19 protein-coding genes are annotated in these 19205 nt (G+C 71.8%); 8 read left to right on the forward strand and 11 right to left on the reverse strand.

Annotated elements, in window-relative coordinates:
- Complete coding sequence (locus tag J2X46_RS04555; RefSeq protein ID WP_310247449.1) at nt 1–1164, forward strand: L-talarate/galactarate dehydratase; 1164 nt, start codon at nt 1–3, stop codon at nt 1162–1164.
- A complete protein-coding gene (locus J2X46_RS04560; RefSeq protein WP_310247452.1) occupies nt 1161–1832 on the forward strand; it encodes a FadR/GntR family transcriptional regulator in 672 nt (223 codons plus the stop codon). The genes J2X46_RS04555 and J2X46_RS04560 overlap by 4 nt, the downstream gene beginning before the upstream one ends.
- Nucleotides 1833–1951: 119 nt before the next feature.
- Here J2X46_RS04560 and J2X46_RS04565 read toward each other — a convergent pair whose 3' ends face one another.
- From J2X46_RS04565 to J2X46_RS04595, 7 genes are all read right to left on the reverse strand, one after another.
- Nucleotides 1952–2284 (reverse strand): metalloregulator ArsR/SmtB family transcription factor, encoded by a 333-nt coding sequence (locus tag J2X46_RS04565; RefSeq protein ID WP_310247455.1) that lies wholly within the window; start codon nt 2282–2284, stop codon nt 1952–1954.
- A gap of 2 nt (nt 2285–2286) precedes the next feature.
- On the reverse strand, nt 2287–2928 hold the full coding sequence (locus J2X46_RS04570) for an SRPBCC family protein (RefSeq protein WP_310247458.1): 642 nt from the start codon (nt 2926–2928) through the stop codon (nt 2287–2289).
- A 162-nt stretch (nt 2929–3090) separates the two neighbouring features.
- Nucleotides 3091–4356: a glucarate dehydratase family protein gene (locus J2X46_RS04575; protein ID WP_310247460.1), complete on the reverse strand. Its 1266-nt coding sequence runs from the start codon at nt 4354–4356 to the stop codon at nt 3091–3093.
- A complete protein-coding gene (locus J2X46_RS04580; RefSeq protein WP_310247463.1) occupies nt 4353–4748 on the reverse strand; it encodes a universal stress protein in 396 nt (131 codons plus the stop codon). The genes J2X46_RS04575 and J2X46_RS04580 overlap by 4 nt, the downstream gene beginning before the upstream one ends.
- A complete protein-coding gene (locus J2X46_RS04585) occupies nt 4745–6283 on the reverse strand; it encodes a tripartite tricarboxylate transporter permease (RefSeq protein ID WP_310247465.1) in 1539 nt (512 codons plus the stop codon). Before J2X46_RS04585 ends, J2X46_RS04580 begins: the two co-directional genes overlap by 4 nt.
- 29 nt (nt 6284–6312) lie before the next feature.
- The gene (locus J2X46_RS04590; protein WP_310247467.1) at nt 6313–6855 is read right to left on the reverse strand and encodes a tripartite tricarboxylate transporter TctB family protein; all 543 of its coding nucleotides are present in this window, start codon (nt 6853–6855) and stop codon (nt 6313–6315) included.
- Between the two features lie 63 nt (nt 6856–6918).
- Nucleotides 6919–7920: a tripartite tricarboxylate transporter substrate binding protein gene (locus tag J2X46_RS04595; protein ID WP_310247470.1), complete on the reverse strand. Its 1002-nt coding sequence runs from the start codon at nt 7918–7920 to the stop codon at nt 6919–6921.
- A 113-nt stretch (nt 7921–8033) separates the two neighbouring features.
- On the opposite strand from J2X46_RS04595, the gene J2X46_RS04600 reads away from it, so the two are divergent.
- From J2X46_RS04600 to J2X46_RS04610, 3 genes are all read left to right on the forward strand, one after another.
- Nucleotides 8034–8945, forward strand: a complete 912-nt coding sequence (locus J2X46_RS04600; RefSeq protein WP_310247473.1) for a LysR family transcriptional regulator — start codon at nt 8034–8036, stop codon at nt 8943–8945.
- Nucleotides 8942–10315 carry an NAD(P)-binding protein gene (locus J2X46_RS04605; protein ID WP_310247475.1) on the forward strand — a complete coding sequence of 458 codons (1374 nt, stop codon included), beginning with the start codon at nt 8942–8944 and terminating at the stop codon, nt 10313–10315. The genes J2X46_RS04600 and J2X46_RS04605 overlap by 4 nt, the downstream gene beginning before the upstream one ends.
- A 102-nt stretch (nt 10316–10417) precedes the next feature.
- A complete protein-coding gene (locus J2X46_RS04610) occupies nt 10418–12214 on the forward strand; it encodes a GAF domain-containing sensor histidine kinase (RefSeq protein WP_310247477.1) in 1797 nt (598 codons plus the stop codon).
- Here J2X46_RS04610 and J2X46_RS04615 read toward each other — a convergent pair.
- Both J2X46_RS04615 and J2X46_RS04620 read right to left on the reverse strand, forming a co-directional pair.
- The gene (locus J2X46_RS04615; RefSeq protein ID WP_310247479.1) at nt 12192–12650 is read right to left on the reverse strand and encodes a GNAT family N-acetyltransferase; all 459 of its coding nucleotides are present in this window, start codon (nt 12648–12650) and stop codon (nt 12192–12194) included. The two genes, J2X46_RS04610 and J2X46_RS04615, sit on opposite strands and share 23 nt — an antisense overlap.
- Nucleotides 12651–12762: 112 nt before the next feature.
- Nucleotides 12763–13581 carry an NAD-dependent epimerase/dehydratase family protein gene (locus J2X46_RS04620; protein WP_310247482.1) on the reverse strand — a complete coding sequence of 273 codons (819 nt, stop codon included), beginning with the start codon at nt 13579–13581 and terminating at the stop codon, nt 12763–12765.
- A gap of 154 nt (nt 13582–13735) precedes the next feature.
- Here J2X46_RS04620 and kdgD point away from each other — a divergent pair, with 154 nt between their 5' ends.
- The 3 genes from kdgD (at nt 13736) to J2X46_RS04635 (ending at nt 17539) form a co-directional block, all read left to right on the forward strand.
- Nucleotides 13736–14662, forward strand: a complete 927-nt coding sequence (gene kdgD / locus J2X46_RS04625; protein WP_310247484.1) for a 5-dehydro-4-deoxyglucarate dehydratase — start codon at nt 13736–13738, stop codon at nt 14660–14662.
- A gap of 61 nt (nt 14663–14723) precedes the next feature.
- Entirely contained in the window at nt 14724–16223 is a 1500-nt protein-coding gene (locus J2X46_RS04630) for an aldehyde dehydrogenase (NADP(+)) (protein ID WP_310247486.1), read from the forward strand.
- Entirely contained in the window at nt 16220–17539 is a 1320-nt protein-coding gene (locus J2X46_RS04635) for an enolase C-terminal domain-like protein (protein WP_310247487.1), read from the forward strand. Before J2X46_RS04630 ends, J2X46_RS04635 begins: the two co-directional genes overlap by 4 nt.
- Before the next feature lie 101 nt (nt 17540–17640).
- On the opposite strand, the gene J2X46_RS04640 is transcribed toward J2X46_RS04635, so the two are convergent.
- Together J2X46_RS04640 and J2X46_RS04645 are read right to left on the reverse strand one after the other, a co-directional pair.
- Nucleotides 17641–18570, reverse strand: coding sequence for a PfkB family carbohydrate kinase (locus J2X46_RS04640; protein ID WP_310249167.1), 930 nt, complete (start codon nt 18568–18570; stop codon nt 17641–17643).
- A gap of 5 nt (nt 18571–18575) precedes the next feature.
- Nucleotides 18576–19118, reverse strand: coding sequence for an isochorismatase family protein (locus tag J2X46_RS04645; protein WP_310247489.1), 543 nt, complete (start codon nt 19116–19118; stop codon nt 18576–18578).
- Nucleotides 19119–19205: the final 87 nt, after the last annotated feature.

The raw sequence follows: 19205 nt of genomic DNA on the forward strand, positions 1-19205 counted from the left end.
ATGACGCAGACCCTGACCCCGCCCGCCGTGGCCGCGCAGACGAGCACCGGCGACCGCATCCGCTCCATCAAGCTGTCGCACGTCGTGCTCCCGCTGCCCAACCCGGTGAGCGACGCCAAGGTGCTGACCGGCCGGCAGAAGCCGCTCACGGAGACGGTGATGCTCTTCGTCGAGCTCACCACCGAGCAGGGCTTCGAGGGGATGGGCTTCAGCTACTCCAAGCGCGCGGGCGGCAAGGCGCAGTACGCCCACCTCAAGGAGGTCGTCGACGTCGCGATCGGCCAGGACCCCAGCGACATCGCGAAGATCTACGAGTCGCTGATGTGGGCCGGCGCCTCGGTCGGCCGCTCGGGCGTCGCCACCCAGGCCGTGGCTGCGCTCGACGTCGCGCTCTACGACCTCAAGGCCCGCCGCGCCGGCCTCCCGCTGGCCAAGCTGCTCGGCGCGCACCGCGACTCGTGCCGCGTCTACAACACGTCGGGCGGCTTCCTCCAGGCCTCGGTCGAGGAGATCAAGGAGAAGGCCACCGCCTCGATCGAGTCCGGCATCGGCGGCATCAAGATCAAGGTCGGCCAGCCCGACTGGCGCGAGGACCTGCGACGCGTCGCGGCCCTGCGCGAGCACCTCGGCGACGGGCCGTTCATGGTCGACGCCAACCAGCAGTGGGACCGCGCCCGCGCCCGCCGGATGTGCCGCGAGCTCGAGCAGTTCGACCTGATCTGGATCGAGGAGCCGCTCGACGCGTGGGACCACGTCGGCCACGCCGACCTGTCGCAGACCTTCGACACCCCCATCGCCACCGGCGAGATGCTCACCTCGGTCGACGAGCACATGGGCCTGGTCAACGCCGGCTACCGCGGCATCGTGCAGCCCGACGCCCCGCGCATCGGCGGCATCACGCCGTTCCTCCGCTTCGCCACCCTCGCCGCGCACCACCGCCTCGACCTCGCGCCGCACTACGCGATGGAGATCCACCTCCACCTCGCAGCGACGTACCCCACCGAGCCGTGGGTCGAGCACTTCGAGTGGCTCAACCCGCTCTTCGAGGAGCGCATCGACATCCACGACGGCCAGATCTTCGTGCCGGACCGCCCGGGCCTCGGCTTCACGCTGACCGAGAAGATGCGCTCGCTCACCGTGGAGACCGCTACCTTCACGGCGTGAAGACTCTCTCCGCGGCTGTGGTCGCCGGCCTCAAGGACAAGATCCTGGCCGGCGACCTCGCCCCGGGCGCCAAGCTCCCCTCGGAGTCCGAGCTCATCGAGGAGTACGCCGTCTCGCGCACCGTCGTGCGTGAAGCGGTGACGCGACTGCGGGCCGAGGGCCTCGTCGAGACCCAGCAGGGTCGCGGGTCCTTCGTGCTCGCGGTGCCCGAGTCGTCGTCGTTCTCGGTCGAGTCGTCGGCGATCCGCACCCACGCCGACGTGATGGCGATGCTCGACTTCCGCATCGGCGTCGAGAGCGAGGCGGCCGCCCTGGCGGCGCTCCACCACACGCCCTCGGATGTCACTCTCATCGAGGACGCGATGTCGGGCTTCGTGCGGGCGGGGCACGAGGGCGCGGTCGAGGCTGACTTCGCCTTCCACCTCGCCATCGCCCGCGCGACCGGCAACCGGTTCTACGTCGACCTGCTCGGCTCGCTCGGCCCGATGATGATCATGCTCCCGCGCACCCGCCTCAACGAGGCGTACTCGATGACCGACGCCACCCACGTCGAGCGCGTGCAGCGCGAGCACGACAACGTCGCCGCCGCGGTGCTGGCCGGTGACGTCGAGACCGCCCGCGCCGCCATGCGCCTCCACCTCGGCAACACCCGCCGCCGCGTGGGCTGATTGGCCCAACCCTTCGTCGGTCGAGTAGTCCGCAAGGAACGAGCGGGCGTATCGAGACCCCTCGATCAGAAGCGGGTCTCGATACGCCGCTCGCCGAGGGCTCGCGGCTACTCGACCACCTATGGGGTGCGGCGGGCCTTCTTGCCGCGGGCGATCTCGGTGCCGAGGGCGTCGAGCTTGTGGTCCCAGAAGACGCGGAAGCGCTCGACCCAGGCGTCGACCTCCTGCAGCCCGGTGGGGTCGACGGCGTAGAGGCGGCGGGTGCCCTCGGCGCGTACGGTCGCGAAGCCGTTGTCGCGCAGCACGCGGAGGTGCTGGCTGACGGCAGGCTGGCTGATGCCGAACTCGGCACCCACTGCCGACGCCACGTCGCCCGCGCTGGTCTCGCCGTCAGCGAGCAGCTCGAGGATGCGACGGCGTACGGGGTCGCCGAGGACGTCGAAGGCGTGCACGCTCAGGCCGGCGGTTCGGCGCCGGTGTAGAACGCGGCGGTCCGCTGCGCGGCGGCTCGCGAGGCCTCCGGGTCGCCGGAGACGAGGGCGTCGGCCTCGCCCCAGCCGGTCGCCGAGCCGGTCATCAGCGACTGGCCGTCCGGCGAGGCGCCCCACGCCTCGAACTCGTCGTGGGAGACGCCTTCGCCGGCTGCGAGGTATTCCGCCAGGCCCATCAGGCCGAGCTCCCAGCCGACACCCACGGCGCCGGGTCCGAACCGCTCCATGTGCGGGTTGTCCCGCACGTCGGCCGAGTGGCGCAGGGTCAGCGTGGCGCCCTCGGCGGCCTCCTCGAGGTGTACGTCGACCCAGGAGGTGTCGCCGCCGAACTCCCACGTGATCGCGAGGTGCTTCGGCTGGTCACAGGCAAGCACCTCGCCGCCGGCGTTGTTCTCCACCTGGAAGCGACCGCCCAGGCGGAGGTCGCCGGTGACCGGCGAGAACCAGTTGGCGATCCGCTCAGGCGTGGTGACCGCGTGCCACAGGTCCTCGACGTCGGTCGGGTAGGTGCGGGAGGCGACCACGACCTTCACCGGCGTGCCCTCGTGAGTGCTGTCCTCGACGGCGCGAGTGACCGCGCCCAGGTGCTTGGCTACGTCGAACATGCAGCGACAGTTTCACGTGCGCCTTATATAAGTCAAGGTTGACCTATAGGTGGTCGAGTGCCGAGCGAGGAACGAGCGAGGTGTATCGAGACCCCTCGACGACTCAGGGATCTCGATACGCCCACTCGTTCCTCGCGGGCTACTCGATCACCTATGAGGAGCTCACCAGCGGGAGGTGTTGACCTCGAAGTCCGGCTGGATCGAGCGCATGTAGACGGTGTCCTCGCGACGTCGTACGCCGCAGGAGAGGTAGAGCTCGTGCAGCTCGCCCAGCTTGTCGCGGTCGAGGGTGACGCCGAGGCCGGGAGTGGTCGGCACGGCGACGGAGCCGTCGACGAAGGACAGCACGCCGTCGGTGATGACGTCCTGGGTCTTCCACGGGTAGTGGGTGTCGCACGCGTAGGTGAGGTTCGGCGTCGCGGCGGCGAGGTGCACCATCGCGGCGAGCGAGACGCCGAGGTGGGAGTTGCTGTGCATCGACAGCCCCAGACCCCAGACCTCGGTGATCGCGCCGAGCTGGGCGGACTTCCGCAGTCCGCCCCAGAGGTGGTGGTCGGATAGCACGACCTGCACGGCGTCCTGCGCGATCGCGGGCGGCAGGTGCTCCATCGCGATGACGCACATGTTCGTCGCCAGGGGTACGTCGGTGCCGGCCGCGACCTCCGCCATGCCCGGGATGCCGGGGGTCGGGTCCTCGAGGTACTCGACGACTCCGGCCAGCCGGGCCGCGACCTTCAACGACGTGGCAGGAGTCCACGCCCCGTTGGGGTCGAGCCGCAGCGGAAGAGAGGGGAAGGCGTCGCGGAGCGCCTCGATCGCCTCGCACTCCTCGTCGGGGTGGAAGACGCCGCCCTTGAGCTTGAGCGAGCCGAAGCCCCAACCGTCGACCATTCGGTGCGCCTGGTCGACCAGCTGCGCGGGAGTGAGCGCCTCGCCCCAGGCGTCGTCGGCGAAGCCGGGGTGGCCGGCCCACTTGTAGAAGAGGTAGCCGCTGAACGGCACCGACTCGCGGACCGCGCCACCGAGGAGCGAGCTGACCGGCACGCCGGCTTCGTGCCCCTGGAGGTCGAGGCAGGCGACCTCGAAGGGGGAGTAGACGGTGTCGACCGCGGAGTCCACGTCGAGCATCCCGCCGAACGACGCGCCGCCACCGCCGGTCTCCCGGCCGAGCACGTCGGTGACGAGTCGGCGCAGGCCGTTCAGGTCGTACGGGTCGTGGCCGGGCAGCGCCGAGGCGACCGCCTCGAGCCGGGCGAGGTGCACCTCGTCGGCGTACGTCTCACCGAGGCCGAGCAGGCCGGAGTCGGTGTGCAGCTCGACGATCGCGCGCAGGGCATACGGCTGGTGGACGCCGACGACGTTGAGCAGCGGCGGGTCCTCGAACGCGACGGGCGTGACGACGACCCGCGAGATCCGCGAACGGCTCACTTCGCGGGCTTCACGGCGAGGATCGGCACGTCGAGATCGAGCAGCAGGCGCTGGGCGTCGCTGCCGGTGACCAGCTTGCCGACCGGCGAGCGGCGGCGCAGGCCGATGACGACGAGCCGGGCGGACACCGACGAGGCGACCTTGGTGAACGTCTCGACCAGGTCCTCGCCGTGGTCGGCGTGGTCGACACGGGCGGTGACGCCGAGCGCGGCGGCGCGGGCCACCAGCTCGTCGGCCGCGGCCGCGCTGATCAGCTCGCCGTCGACGGTCGTGCGGCGCCTGGGGCTGTTGAGGATGACGACGTCGTCGTCGTGGGCCTTCGCCTCCGCGAGCCCGGCCTCGAGGGCCGCCTCGCCGACGGGGGTGGGGACGTAGCCGATCAGGACGGTCATCGCAGGGAGTCCTCTCGCTGGACGGTCTCGGGGGTGGTGGTCTCGGTGGCGGGGGTGTTCCGGCGCAAGCCCTTCCGGATCAGCGGGAACACGATGACCAGGAAGACGAAGGCGAGGATGGTGCCGGAGATCGGGCGGGTCACGAAGCCGGTGGCGTCGCCGTCGAAGATCAGCATCGACTGGCGGAAGCTCTTCTCGATGAGCGAGCCGAGCACGAACGCCAGGACCATCGGGCCGGGCTCGAAGCCCGTCTTCTTCATCAGGTAGCCGATGATGCCGAAGACGATCATCACGAAGACGTCGAAGATCGAGTTGTTGATCGTGTAGACGCCCAGGATCGTGATGAGCGCGGTGATCGGCGCCAGGATCGCGGGCCGCACGCGGAGGATCCGCACGAAGACGCCGACCAGCGGGATGCTCAGCAGCAGCAGGATCAGGTTGCCGATGTACATCGAGTTGATGACGCCCCAGAACAGGTCGGGGCGCTCGTCGATGAGCTGAGGTCCGGGCGTCACGCCGACGACCAGGAGCGCGGCGTAGAGCATCGCCATGGACGCGTTGGCCGGGATGCCGATCGTGAGCAGCGGGATGAACGACGACGTGGCGGCGGCGTTGTTGGCCGACTCGGGGGCGGCGACGCCCTCGATGGCGCCGCGGCCGAAGCGCTCGGGCTTCTTGGCCACCTTCTTCTCGGCGGCGTACGCAGCGAGCGACGCCATGACCGCACCGCCACCCGGCAGCACACCGAGCACGAAGCCGATGACCGAGCCGCGGCCGATCGCGGGGCCGGCCTCCTTGAGGTCCTTGCGCGAGGGCCAGATGTTGGCGATCGCGGCCGGCACGTGGGGCTTCCCGTGTCGCTCCTCGAGGTTGTAGAGGATCTCGCCGACGCCGAAGAGGCCCATCGCGACGACGACGAAGTCGATGCCGCCCTCGAGGTTGAGGCTGCCGAAGGTGAAGCGGTCCGCGCTGGTGAAGGTGTCGCTGCCGACGGTCGCGAGGAGGAGACCGACCGCCGCGGCCGCGAGGGCCTTGACCGTGTTGCCGTTGCCGATCGTGGCGACCAGGAGGACGCCGAGGAGGGCGAGCGCGGCGTACTCCGGCGGACCGAAGTCGAGGGCGTAGCCGGCCACGATCGGGCCGAGCAGCGTCAGGCCGATGATCGAGATGGTGGCGCCGACGAAGGAGCCGATCGCCGCGATGCCGAGGGCGGTGCCGGCCTTGCCCTGCTTGGCCAGGGCGAACCCGTCGAACACGGTGACGACGGAGCTGGCCTCACCGGGGATGCGGAGCAGGACCGACGTGATCGTGCCGCCGTACTGCGCTCCGTAGTAGATGCCGGCGAGCATGATGATCGCCGCGACCGGGTCGTGAGCGTTGTAGACGATCGGCAGCAGGATCGCCATCGTGGCGGCCGGGCCGAGGCCGGGCAGCACGCCGATGAGCATGCCGACGACGACGCCGATCAGGCAGTAGAGCAGGTTGCCGGGCTGGGTGACGACGCTGAAGCCGTCGAGGAAGGCGCTGAAGTCCATGGGGGTTCTCTCTTCTGACCTGGTGCCGCTCAGATGGCGATCAGGTGGGGCAGCGGGATCGAGAGGGCGTAGAGGAACAGCAGGTAGAACGCCGCGGTCGTGAGGACCGAGATGACGATCGTGCTGCGCCAGGACTCACCGCCGAGGAAGCGGAGCCAGACGATGCCGAGCAGGACGGCCGGGATCTCGAAGCCGACCAGGGGGAGCAGGACGCCGAGGGCCACGAAGCTCGCGGCACCGACCAGCACGAGCAGGCTGGCGCGGGTGAACTTCTCGGCGTCGTCGAGCGTGCGGCCCCGGACGAGCAGCACGACGCCGAGAACGACGATCAGGACCGAGACGACGAATGGCCACAAGCCCGGGCCGGGTCGCTTGAGCGACCCGAGCCCGTAGCCGTGCGCGAGCCATGCCGCCGCCAGCCCGAGCACCAGCACGACGACCGAGGAGACCAGCTGGTACGCCGGTCCGCCGGCAGGTGGCCGCTCGTCGGCCAGGTCCTGGGCGACCTCTGCCTGGAGCTCGGCCAGGATGTCCTGCTCCTGGGCGTCCGGGCGCGGTGTGGTCTCGCTCATGGGTCTCTCGTCTCAGTGCGGTGAGGGTGGGGTGCCCCCTCGGGTGGGGGTGGGGCCCAGGGATCAGCTGGCGTCGCCGAGGTCGATGCCGTACTGCTCGACGAGGTCGGCGTAGCGCTGCTTGTCCTCCTCGAGCTGGGCGACCACCTCGTCGCCCGACATCTCCATCGGGGTCAGGTTGTTCTGCTTGTTGAAGTCCTGGTACTCCGAGGTCTCGAAGGTCGCCTTCATCGCCTCGGAGATCTTGTCCTGGACCTCCTGCGGGGTGCCCTTGGGCACGGTCATGAAGCGGTACTGCGCGACCTCGACGTCGAGGCCCGACTCCTGCGCGGTGGGCACGTCGGGGAGGAACTCCACGCGCTCGGGGCCGAAGACCACGATCGGGGTGATCTTGCCGGAACGGATGTTCTCGATGGCCTCGCCGACCTGGAGGCAGGCGGTGTCGACCTGGTCGCCGAGGAGGGCGGTGAGGGCGGGGGCGCCGCCGTCGAACGGGATGGCCTCGGCCGGCGTCTTGTCGATGTTGAAGGTCAGCGCGCAGGCCAGCTGGGCGCCCGTGCCGACACCGGTGGTGCCGTAGGTGATCTTGCCGTCGGCGTCCTTGAAGTCGTCGATCGAGGTGAAGCCCGAGCCCTTGCTGGCAACCAGCACGTAGTCGTCGCGCGAGACGCCCTCGACGACGTCGAAGTCGTCGATGCTGGTGACCTGGTCCTCCGGGACGGCCAGCGGGGTGATCGCGAAGAGCGAGGCGTTCTGCACGGAGATGGTCGAGCCGTCCGCCTTCGCCTTGGCGACCTCGGCGGCGGCGAGCGCGCCGTTGGCGCCCTCGCGGTTGATCACCGGGAAGGAGCCACCGAGCTCGTCGGAGAGGCCACGGGAGATCTGGCGGCTGATCAGGTCGGACGAGCCGCCGGCGGAGGCGCCGACCGGCATGTTGACCGCACCGGTCGGGTAGTCGCCGCTGTCGCTGCCGCCGCCAGCTGTGGTCTGGACCCCGCCGCAGGCGGAGAGGGCGAGGGCGGCGCCGGTGGCGACGACCGCCAGGCTGAGGGTCTGCTTGCGCATGTGGTGGCTCCTGGTCTCGGGGTGTGACCACCGACACTAGGTTTGCACGACGATGCCGGTCCAAGCCCGATAGTGCATGGACTGATCCATCTGGAGCATCGTACTCTCGGGCCGTGATCACGCTCGACCAGGTCCGCTCCTTCGTCGCGGTCGCCGAGGAGCTCCACTTCGGACGCGCCGCCGACCGGCTCCAGATGACCCAGCCGCCGCTCTCGCGCCAGATCCAGAAGCTGGAGAAGTCGGTGGGCGCGCGGCTCCTCGAGCGGGACAACCGTCGGGTCGAGCTGACGGGCGCGGGGCGCGCCTTCCTCGACGAGGCCTACCGGCTGCTCAACCTGGTCGAGGGCGCCGGTGACCTCGCCCGTCGCGTCGACGCGGGCGCCGCCGGCGTCGTACGACTGGGGTTCACGGCGGTCTCCGCGATCTCGATCCTCGGCCCGCTGCTGCGCCGGCTCACCGCCGAGCTCCCGGACGTGGAGGTCGTGCTCTCGGAGCGGGTGACCAACGACCAGGTCGAGGGGATCCGCCGCGGCGAGCTCGACATCGGCCTGGCCCGCCCGCCGTTCGACACCTCGCTGCTCCGCTCGCGCGTGGTGCTGCGCGAGCCGCTGATGGCCGTGGTGCCCGAGCGCCACCGGCTCGCCGCGGCCGACCACCCGCTGGCCGCGGAGGACTTCGACGGCGAGACGGTGATCGGCTACAACCCCGACCAGTCGCGCTACTTCCACGAGCTCTCGGTCCGCTTCTTCGCCAACGCGCACCCCAAGGTCGACCAGCGCGTGCACCAGGTGCTGACCGCGATGCTGCTGGTCTCCGCCGAGCGCGGCCTCACCCTCGCACCGGCGTCGGCCGCTTCGCTCCACGTCGACGGCGTCGTGTTCAAGGAGCTCGCCCACCACGGCGGCGACACCCGCGTCGACGCCGACCCCGAGCGCCCGGTCGAGCTGCACGCGATCTGGTCGCGCCAGGCCGTCACCCCGGTCGTACGACGCGTGCTGGACGTGCTGACGAGGATGGACCCGTGAGCGAGCAGATCGACGCGGACCACCTGGTCGTCGGCGCGGGCGCGACGGGCATGGCGTTCACCGACGCGCTCGTCGACCACTCCGACGCGCGGGTCGTGATCGTCGACCGCCGCGCGGGGCCGGGAGGGCACTGGCGCGAGGCCTACCCGTTCGTCCGGCTGCACCAGTCCTCGGCGTTCTACGGCGTGCCGTCGACGCTGCTCGGCGGCGGGCGGCTGCAGGACAGCGGCCCGGAGGCGGGGCTGCAGGAGCGGGCCTCGCAGACCGAGATCGTCGAGTACTACGAGCGCGCCCTCGCCCGGCTCGAGGCGACCGGTCGGGTGCGGCTGATCACCGGCAGCGAGTACGCCGATGGAGAAGTGGTCTCGGCCGACGGCGACCGGTGGACCGTCGCGGAGCGCACCCGGGTCGTCGACGCCCGCTACCTCGCCCCCACCATCCCAGCCGAGGTGCCGGCGCCCTTCGCGGTCGACGGAGCGCGCGTGGTGCCGGTCAACGACCTGGCGCGGCTCGAGGACACCCCGAGCCAGTACGTCGTCGTCGGGTCGGGCAAGACCGCGACCGACGCGATCGTCTGGCTGCTCCAGCGCGGGACCGACCCGGGTGCGATCACGTGGGTGCGCCCGCGCGAGCCCTGGATGTTCAACCGCGCCGTGATCCAGCCCGACCCGGCCGTCTTCGCCACGATGGGCGCCGACGTCTGGGAGTCGGCCGCGCACGCCGAGTCGCTCGACGACCTGTTCCTGAGGATGGAGGCCGTGGGGGTGATGCTGCGCATCGACCGGTCGCTCACCCCGACGATGGCCCGGTGCCCGACGATCGGCGCCTGGGAGATCGACCTGCTGCGGACGGTCGAGGACGTCGTACGGCTGGGGCACGTGCGTTTGGCCGAGCGCGGCCGGCTGGTCCTCGACGGTGGCACGGTCGAGATCGCCGACGACGCGCTGGTCGTGCACTGCGCGGCGAGCGGCCTGCAGATCCCGCCGCTGGTGCCGGTGTGGCGTCCCGAGGCGATCACGCTCCAGCCGATCCGGGCCGGCTTCCCGTGCTTCGGCGCGGCGCTGGTCGGCTACGTCGAGGCGACCCGCGACGACGACGCCGAGAAGAACCGGCTCTGCCCGCCGAGCCACTACGGCAACACGCTGGCCGACTGGGTGGAGATGAACCTGCTCGGCACCCGCGCCACGGCGGCGTTCACGAGCGAGCCCGACGTCAAGGCGTGGGCCGACTCCGTGGCGCTCTACCCCTCCCGGGTCCCGGAGGGCTACCCACCGTCGCCCGTGCTCGACGCGGCGCGCGAGCGGCTGGCGGCGTACACCGCCCGCGGGATGGAGCGGGCGGCTGAGCTGGTCGCCGCCGCGCGCCTGTGACCGACCTGTGAATGGTGACGACTTCGCCGACACGGCCCCGCGATCCGGCTTTACCTGAGAAGGTGGCCCGGATAAGGACGACACCGATGCACGGGGGTGCAGGTGCAAGAGGCAGGTGCAGGTCGGATCACGGGTCAGCCGTGGTCCGACGACGAGACGCGCCAGCACCTCCAGGTGCTGGTCGAGGGCGTCGCCGTGCTCGCAGGCTTCGAGCAGGCGGCCATCAGCCTGCGCCTCGAGGACGAGTTCGAGGTCGTCGCGTGTGCCGGTGAGGGCCTCGCCGAGACGATCATGGGCCGGCGGCTGCCGTCACACCTCGTCGAGGGCGAGCTGGCCACCGCGGACGAGTGGGGGGCCTGGCTCTTCGTCCCCCACGAGCGGGTGAGCGAGGAACTCATCGAGCACAGCTTCATCCCCGAGGTCAGCGACGTCGAGGGTCCCGATGCCTGGCACCCGCTCGACACTCTCACCTCGCCCGTGCGCGACGACGACGGCGTCATCCGCGGGCTGCTGTCGGTCGACGTGCCCCACGACGGCCGGCGCCCCGGACCCGACCAGCTGGCACTTCTGCAGAAGTACGCCGGCCTCGCCCGCACGCTGGTCCTCCTCGCGCTCGAGCGGGGCGAGCTCTCCGAGCGGGTGCGCATCACCGCGCAGGCCCGCGAGATCGTGCGCCAGGCGCTGGGCGAGCCCTCGCTGCGCCAGGTCATCGAGGCCTGCCGCTCGACGGTCGTCGAGTGCTTCGACGCGCTCGGCATGTGGCTCACCGCCTTCGACGAGGAGGGTGGATCGTCCACCGTCTGGTACGCCGAGGGGGCCGAGGTCGACCCGCTCTTCTCGGAGATCGACGACGTCGTGATGCGGCTGGCGCACCGCTACTGGGCCGACCAGTACGTCGCCCCGTTCTCCTGGCACGGCGACGACCAGCCCGGCCTGCCGCCCCAGGACGCGGAGCGGCTGCTCACCTTCCTCGACGGCCTCGGCATCGGCTCGGTGCTGTTCGTGCCGCTCGGTGCCGGCCCGGAGTGCATGGGCTTCCTCTGCCTCACCCGCGCCCCCGGCAACCGCGAGTGGAGCGACGTCGAGTGCGACGCCGCGCGCGACATCGGGCGCGACCTCGGCCGGGCCGTCGCCAACGCCCGCCAGCTCGAGCGCGAGCGCGCGGTCGCCGACCGGCTGCGGATGATGGACGGCTACCGGCTCGAGCTGGTCAACACCCTCGGCCACGAGCTCCGCACGCCGCTCTTCTCGATGACCGCCAACCTCGAGATGCTCGACGTCGACAGCCTCGCCGACGAGGACCAGCGTTCTGTGGCCGCCGCCAACCGCGCCGCGGCCCGCATGCAGGCCGTCATCGAGGACCTCCTCAACGTCGCCCAGGTCGCCGACCCGCTCCACGAGTTCGTGCCCGAGCGGGTCGACCTCCGCCAGACCCTGCTCGACGTCGCCGAGGAGTGCCACCACGCCGCCATCGCCAAGGGGCAGACCTGCGACATCAAGGTCCCCGACGAGCCCGTGGCCGTGTCAGGGCGGCCCGAGGAGCTGCACCGGATGCTCGCCAACCTCGCCAGCAACGCGATCAAGTACTCCCACGAGGGCGGCACGATCAACGCCGAGCTCGTGCACGAGGGCGACGGGGTGCGGGTCACCTTCGAGGACTCCGGGATCGGCATCACCGAGGCCGACCAGCGCCAGCTCTTCCGTGAGTTCTTCCGCTCGACCAACCCCGACGCGCTCGCGCGGCCCGGCACCGGCCTCGGCCTGGCGATCGTCGACCGCATCGTGCGCCGGCACTCCGGCAGCGTGGCGCTCGCCTCCGAGTTCGGCAAGGGCACCACCGTGACGGTCAACCTGCCGTCGTACGACGACGACGAGTTCAGCCGACCCGCACCGTCATGAACGTGCTGTTCGGGTCCGCGACGTAGGACCCGAACGGCTCGCAGGGCACGAAGCCGGCCTTGGCGTAGAGGGCCCGCGCCGGCTCGAAGAACGCCATGGAGCCGGTCTCCAGCGACACCCGCCCGACGCCCCGCGCCCGGGCGTCGGCCAGCGCGTGCGCGAGCAGCCCGGAGGCGACGCCACGCCCGCGCACCCGCGGCTCGGTGCGCATGCTCTTGAGCTCCTCGTGCCCGGGCTCCAGCTCGGCCAGCGCCGCCGTGCCGACGATGCCCTCGGCATCGGTCGCCACCCACATCCGCACGTGCAGCTGCTGGAGCGCCGAGAGGTCGAGCGCGTGCCGGCTCTCCGGCGGCGCCGTCGGCTCCATGTCGTCGAGGTGCGCCTGCAGGAACGCCGCCAGCCGCGGGTCGCCGAAGTCGGCACGGGTGATGGTCACGGGGGAATCGTGCACCACTCGTTGGTCGAGTAGCCGAGCGAGGAACGAGCGAGGCGTATCGAGACCCATTGGTCAGCAGGGTCTCGATACGCCGCTCGCTGGCGCTCGCTTGCTACTCGACCAGCGACGAGGTGTACCCCTCGCGGTAGCTCGGCCGGCTCGGTGCCCAGCCGGTCGAGCGGAGGCGGGCGTTGGAGAGCCGCTTGCCGTGGCCTTGCGCGGGATCGGCCGTCGGGGGCTCGGGCGCGTCGAGCAGCCGCGCGAGGTGGGCGGCCACGTCACCCATCTGGGCGGGTACGTCGTCGGTGCCGAGGTAGAGCGGCTCGGGATCAGCGGCCATGGTGAGCAGGTGGACGACGGCCGCCGCGGCGTCCTCGCGGTGGATCCGGTTGGTCCAGCGGTGGGGGTCGGTGACCCGGCCCTCGCGGACCATGTCGAGCAGCCGCGTGCTGGAGCCGCCGTACAGGCCGGAGAGGCGGAGCACCGTGCCGCGGGGGAGCCGCTCGTGGAAGGCCTCTTCTGCGGCGACCAGCTGGCGACCCGGCCCGTCGGACGGCGCGACGGGCGACGTCTCGTCCTGGAGCTCCGGCAGGTCGCTGCCTCCGTGGACCGCCGTCGACGAGACCAGGACGGCGCGCTCCGGCGGCTCCGGCAGCGCGTCGAGCGCCCGCGCCATCCCGTCGACGTACGTCGCCCGGTAGGCCTCCTCGGTCCGCGGCCGTGCGGTGAGCGCGACGACCACGAGACGCGGGCGCACGTCGGACAGGTCGGGCGACCCGCTCGTCAGGTCGACCGAGCGGCCACGGAGCGGAGGCGGCACGAGCGAGGCGTTGCGGCGCAGTGCGAGCACCTCGTGGCCGAGGTCGGCGAGCCGGAGCCCGACCGCCGCACCGAGGTCGCCGGCACCGACGAGGAGGACGTCCGGGGTCACGGAGGCAGGGTAGCGAGTGCGTGGGCCCGATGCGTCTGATGCATCACTCGATCCAGAAACGGGCTTGGACAGGCATCATCGCGGCTTCCTAGGTTGGTGAGCACCGCCACACGAGTGGCGCCCACTGCACCCGCCTCGGACCGAAGGACGCCGCGTGACGAACTACAGCCCCACCGAGCTTGTCGAGACCCTGGGCAGCGGCCTGCTGTCGTTCCCGGTGACGCACTTCGACGCGGACCTGCAGTTCGACGAGCCGGCCTACCGCGAGCACCTCGAGTGGCTCAGCGGCTACCCCGTGGCCGGGCTGTTCGCCGCCGGCGGCACGGGCGAGGGCTTCTCGCTCAACCCCGAGGAGACCGACCGCGTGGTGCGCGCGGCGATCGCCGGCGCCGGTGGCAAGGTGCCCGTGCTGGCGCCCGCGACCGGGTCGACGGTCAACGCCGTGGCGCAGGTCCAGGCGGCCGAGAAGGCCGGTGCCGACGGCATCCTGCTGATGCCGCCGTACCTCACCGAGGCGGGCCAGCGCGGACTCGTCGAGCACATCAGCGCGGTCTGCGCCGCGACCGACCTCGGCGTCATCTACTACTCGCGGGCCAACGCGGTGCTCGGCACCGACGCGCTCGAGCAGGCGTGCCAGCGCAACGACAACCTCGTCGGCTTCAAGGACGGCGTCGGCTCGATCGAGCAGATGACCCGCACCTACGCCCAGCTCGGCGACCGGCTGATCTACGTCGGCGGCCTGCCGACCGCCGAGGTCTTCGCGCTGCCGCTGCTGCAGCTCGGCGTGACGACCTACAGCTCGGCGATCTTCAACTTCGTGCCGCAGTTCGCGCTCGACTTCTACGACGCCGTGCGCCGCCAGGACCAGGAGACGGTCTACGCGATGCTCAACGACTTCGTCATCCCCTACACGAAGATCCGCGACCGCGAGTCCGGCTACGCCGTGTCGATCGTGAAGGCCGGCCTCGCCGCCGTCGGTCGCCCCGCCGGCCCGGTCCGCCCGCCGCTCTCCGACCTCACCCAGGCCGAGCGCGACGAGCTGCAGACCCTCGTGGACAAGGTGGCAGGCTCGAAGGCCTGACCGGTCTCGACTGCGCTCGACCACCACAGGTCGCTCGACCACCACTACGTGAGAGGAACCCATGTCTGACCTCGCCACCTCGATCGCCCCGACCTCAATTGTGGCGGGCACCGAATCCGAGCAGCCCGACGTCGCCGCGGCCACCGCTGCTGCCGCCGAGGCGTTCGGCGCCTACCGCGCCACCACCCCCGAGGCGCGCGCCGCCTTCCTGGAGGCGGTCGCTGCCGAGATCGAGGCCGACCAGGACGCGATCATCCCGGAGGCCGTCCGCGAGAGCGGCCTGCCCGAGGGTCGGATCACCGGCGAGGTGGGCCGCACCACCGGCCAGCTGCGGCTGTTCGCCGGTGTCGTACGCCAGGGCGACCACCTCGGCGTGCGCATCGACCCCGCCCAGCCGGACCGCGCGCCGCTCCCGCGCGCGGACATCCGCCAGCGGATGGTGCCACTCGGCCCCGTCGCCGTCTTCGGCGCGAGCAACTTCCCGCTCGCCTTCTCGACCGCCGGCGGCGACACCGCCTCGGCCCTCGCGGCCGGCTGCCCGGTCGTGGTGAAGGGCCACCCGGCCCACCCGGTCACCGGCACGCTCGTGGCCCGCGCGATCACCCGTGCGGTCGAGAAGTCCGGGCTGCCCGCCGGCACCTTCTCCTTCGTCCTCGGCGGCATCGAGACCGGCCAGGAGCTGGTCGCCGACCCGCGCATCACCGCCGTCGGCTTCACCGGCTCGCGCGGCGGCGGCCTCGCCCTCGTGCAGGCTGCAGCCGCCCGTCCGGTCCCGATCCCGGTCTACGCCGAGATGTCCTCGATCAACCCCGTCGTCGTCCTGCCCGGTGCGCTCGAGGGTGACGTCACCGCCCTCGCGACGGCGTACGTCGGCAGCCTGACGCTCGGCTCCGGCCAGTTCTGCACCAACCCCGGCCTGCTCTTCCTCCCGTCCGGGGAGCAGGGCGACGCGTTCCTCCGCGCGGCCGGCGAGGCGGTCGCCGGAGCGACCGGCCAGACGATGCTCACCCCCGGCATCGCCGAGGCCTACCGCTCCGGCACCGCCACGCTGCGCGACGTCACCGGCGTACGCGTCGTGGCGCAGGGCTCCGCCGCCGGCGACCTCGCTCCCGCGCCCCAGGTCGTCGAGACCTCAGCGCTCGAGCACCCGGTCACCGATGAGGTGTTCGGCGCCTCCGGCGTGGTCGTCCGCTTCGACGACGTCGCCGACCTGCTGCCGCGGCTCGAGGGCCTCGAGGGCCAGCTCACCGCGACCGTCCACGCGACCGACGCCGACACAGAGGCCGCCGCCGCACTGCTCCCGACGTTGGAGACCAAGGCCGGCCGGATCCTCTTCAACGGCTGGCCGACGGGCGTCGAGGTGGGCCACGCGATGGTCCACGGCGGGCCCTTCCCGGCCACGTCCGACTCCCGCACGACCAGCGTCGGCAGCCTCGCCATCGAGCGCTTCCAGCGCCCGGTCGCCTACCAGGACCTGCCCGCCGCGCTGCTGCCCGAGGCCGTCCGCGACGACAACCCGTGGGGCGTTCTCCGCCGGATCGATGGGACGCTCGAGCGGTGACCACCATCGCGAAGGTCGACGTGGTCCCGGTCGCCGGGCACGACTCGATGCTGCTCAACCTGTCGGGCGCGCACGGGCCGTTCTTCACCCGCAACATCGCGATCGTCACCGACTCCGAGGGCCGCGAGGGCCTCGGCGAGGTGCCCGGCGGCGAGGCGATCCGGGCGACCATCGCCGACGCCGCCGACCTCCTCGTGGGCCAGCCGGTCGCGCGGTTCCGCTCGCTGCTCCGAGAGGTGGCGACCCGCTTCGCCGATCGCGACGCCGGCGGCCGCGGGTTGCAGACCTTCGACCTCCGCACCACGATCCACGCGGTGACCGCGCTGGAGTCGGCCCTGCTCGACCTGTCGGGCCAGGCGCTCGGCGTACCTGTCGCGGAGCTGCTCGGCGACGGCCAGCAGCGCACCAGCGTGCCGATGCTGGGCTACCTGTTCTACGTCGGCGACCCCGACAGGACCGACCTGCCCTACCTCCGCGAGCACGACGGAGCCGACGACTGGGCGAAGGTCCGGCGTGAGGAGGCGATGACCCCCGAGGCCGTCGTACGCCTCGCGGAGGCTGCGCAGGCCCGCTACGGCTTCACCGACTTCAAGCTCAAGGGCGGCGTGCTCCCGGGCGAGGAGGAGGTCGCGGCCGTCACCGCGCTGCACGAGCGCTTCCCCGACGCGCGCATCACCCTCGATCCCAACGGCGGCTGGCTGCTCGACGACGCGGTCCGGCTGCTGCAGGGCAAGGACGACGTGCTCGCGTACGCCGAGGACCCGTGCGGCGCCGAGGGCGGCTACTCCGGCCGCGAGGTGATGGCGCAGTTCAAGCGCCGCACCGGCCTGCGCACCGCGACCAACATGGTCGCGACCGACTGGCGCCAGATGGCGGACGCCGTACGCACCAACGCCGTCGACATCCCGCTCGCCGACCCGCACTTCTGGACGATGGCGGGCTCGGTCCGCGTCGCCCAGCTCTGCCACGACTTCGGCCTGACCTGGGGCTCGCACTCCAACAACCACTTCGACGTCTCGCTCGCGATGTTCACCCAGGTCGGCGCCGCCGCGCCCGGCGAGATCACCGCGCTCGACACGCACTGGATCTGGCAGGACGGCCAGGGCCTGACGACCGCACCGCTGGAGATCAAGGACGGCGCGATCGAGGTGCCGACCACTCCCGGCCTCGGCGTCACCCTCGACCGTGACCGGCTCGCCGAGGCGCACGAGCTCTACCTCGAGCACGGCCTCGGCGCCCGCGACGACGCGGTCGCCATGCAGTACCTCGTGGACGACTGGACCTTCGACCCGAAGCGCCCCTGCCTCGTCCGCTGAGGCCTGATGGATTTCCACCCGAGTGCGTGGAAGTTCATCCGGGGCTGAGCGTGGGCGACCCGATCAACGCCTGAACTTCCACCCGAGCGCGTGGAAATCCATCAGACGGTGGACAGGAAGGCGTCGACCTCGGCGGCCGTCGGGGCCGACTCCGGCCCGCGCCGGGTCACCTTGATCGCGGCCGCGGCGTTGGCGCGCCGGCAGCCCTCCACCCACGGCGTACCTGCGGCCACCTCGGCCAGCAGCGCGCCGGTGTGGGTGTCGCCGGCGCCGTTGGTGTCGACGGGCGTCTGCGGGAAGCCCGGGACGTAGGTCGTCACGCCGTCGACGTGCACCGCGCAGCCCTCCGGCCCGTCGCGGACGATCGCGACGGCGTCGCCACGGAGCAGGGGTGCGACGGCGGTCGTGAGCTCGGCGAGGTCCTTCGGCGGTTCCTGGACGGCCGCGCGCAGGATGTCCTCGGCCTCCTCCGCGTTGCTCGACCAGACGTCGGTGAGCTCGAGCATCGCCGCGCGCACGTGCGGGCTGAGGGTGGCGAACGCCGCCCCCGGGTCCAGTACGACGACCACGTCGGGATCGAGCGACGGCAGCCACGCGAGCAGGGGCTCGCCCGTCGCGGCCAGGGCGAGCGAGAAGCCGGTCACGCACACGAGGTCGCCCGGCCGCGGGTCCGAGGTGGCGAGCGACTCGACGCTGATGTGGCGCTCCGCGCCGAGGGTGGTCACGAACGTGCGCTCGGCGCTGGGCTCGACCATCACCACGCAGATGCCGGTGTCGAGGCCCTCGACCGGAGGGGCCGTCACCCCGATCCCGGCGTCGCTCAGTGCCGCGCGGATCAGGTCGCCGTGGGGACCGGTGCCGATGGCGCCGGCCTGGACGCACTCCGCGCCGAACCGGGCCGCCGCCAGGAGCACGGTGACCGTGCCGCCGGCGTAGTCGGTGGCGGACGTCGCCATCACGTTCTGGCCGCGGGCGGGCAGGTCGGGCACCTCGACCACGACGTCGACCAGCGCCTGACCGGTGTGGATCACCCGGCTCAAGCCAGGACCTCGGCGGTCGTCGCGAGGGTGATCTGCGGCGGGTAGAGCGCCATCACGTCCATCGCGGCCCGGTGGTTCTCGGGGGTCGAGCCGGCGCAGGCGTCGGTCACCACGGTGATCGTGGCGCCGGCATCGGCGGCGGCGAGCGCGGTCGAGATCACGCAGCAGTCGGTGGAGACGCCCGTCAGCACGAGGTGCGGCGTGGGCCCGGTGATCGCCTGCAGGGCGTAGCCCCACTTGCCGAAGGTCGGCAGGGACACGACCTCGCTGCCGATGCCGGCGAGCTCGGGCACGACCTCGAGCAGCGGGTCGCCCTCGGGCACGTTGGCGAACGGCCAGGCCTCGAGGTAGTCCGCCCAGCTGCCCTGCGGGTCCTCGGCGGGCACCCAGCGCGTGACCACGGTGCGCTCACCGGCTGCGGCGGCGAGTCGTCGTACGGGATCCACGATGTCGGGGAACATCGGCGAGCCCCACTGGCTCGCGCTGTCGGCGAAGATCCGCTGCGGGTCGACCACGACCAGCCAGGCGTCGGGATGCATGCCGCCAGCCTGTCAGAAGCGGGATATCTGAGGACACCGTGAACGGGCGCGGGTCACGAATCCGTCCACCACGTCCTCAGATACCCC

Source organism: Nocardioides sp. BE266, assembly GCF_031457855.1.
In the GTDB taxonomy this organism is placed as follows: domain Bacteria; phylum Actinomycetota; class Actinomycetes; order Propionibacteriales; family Nocardioidaceae; genus Nocardioides.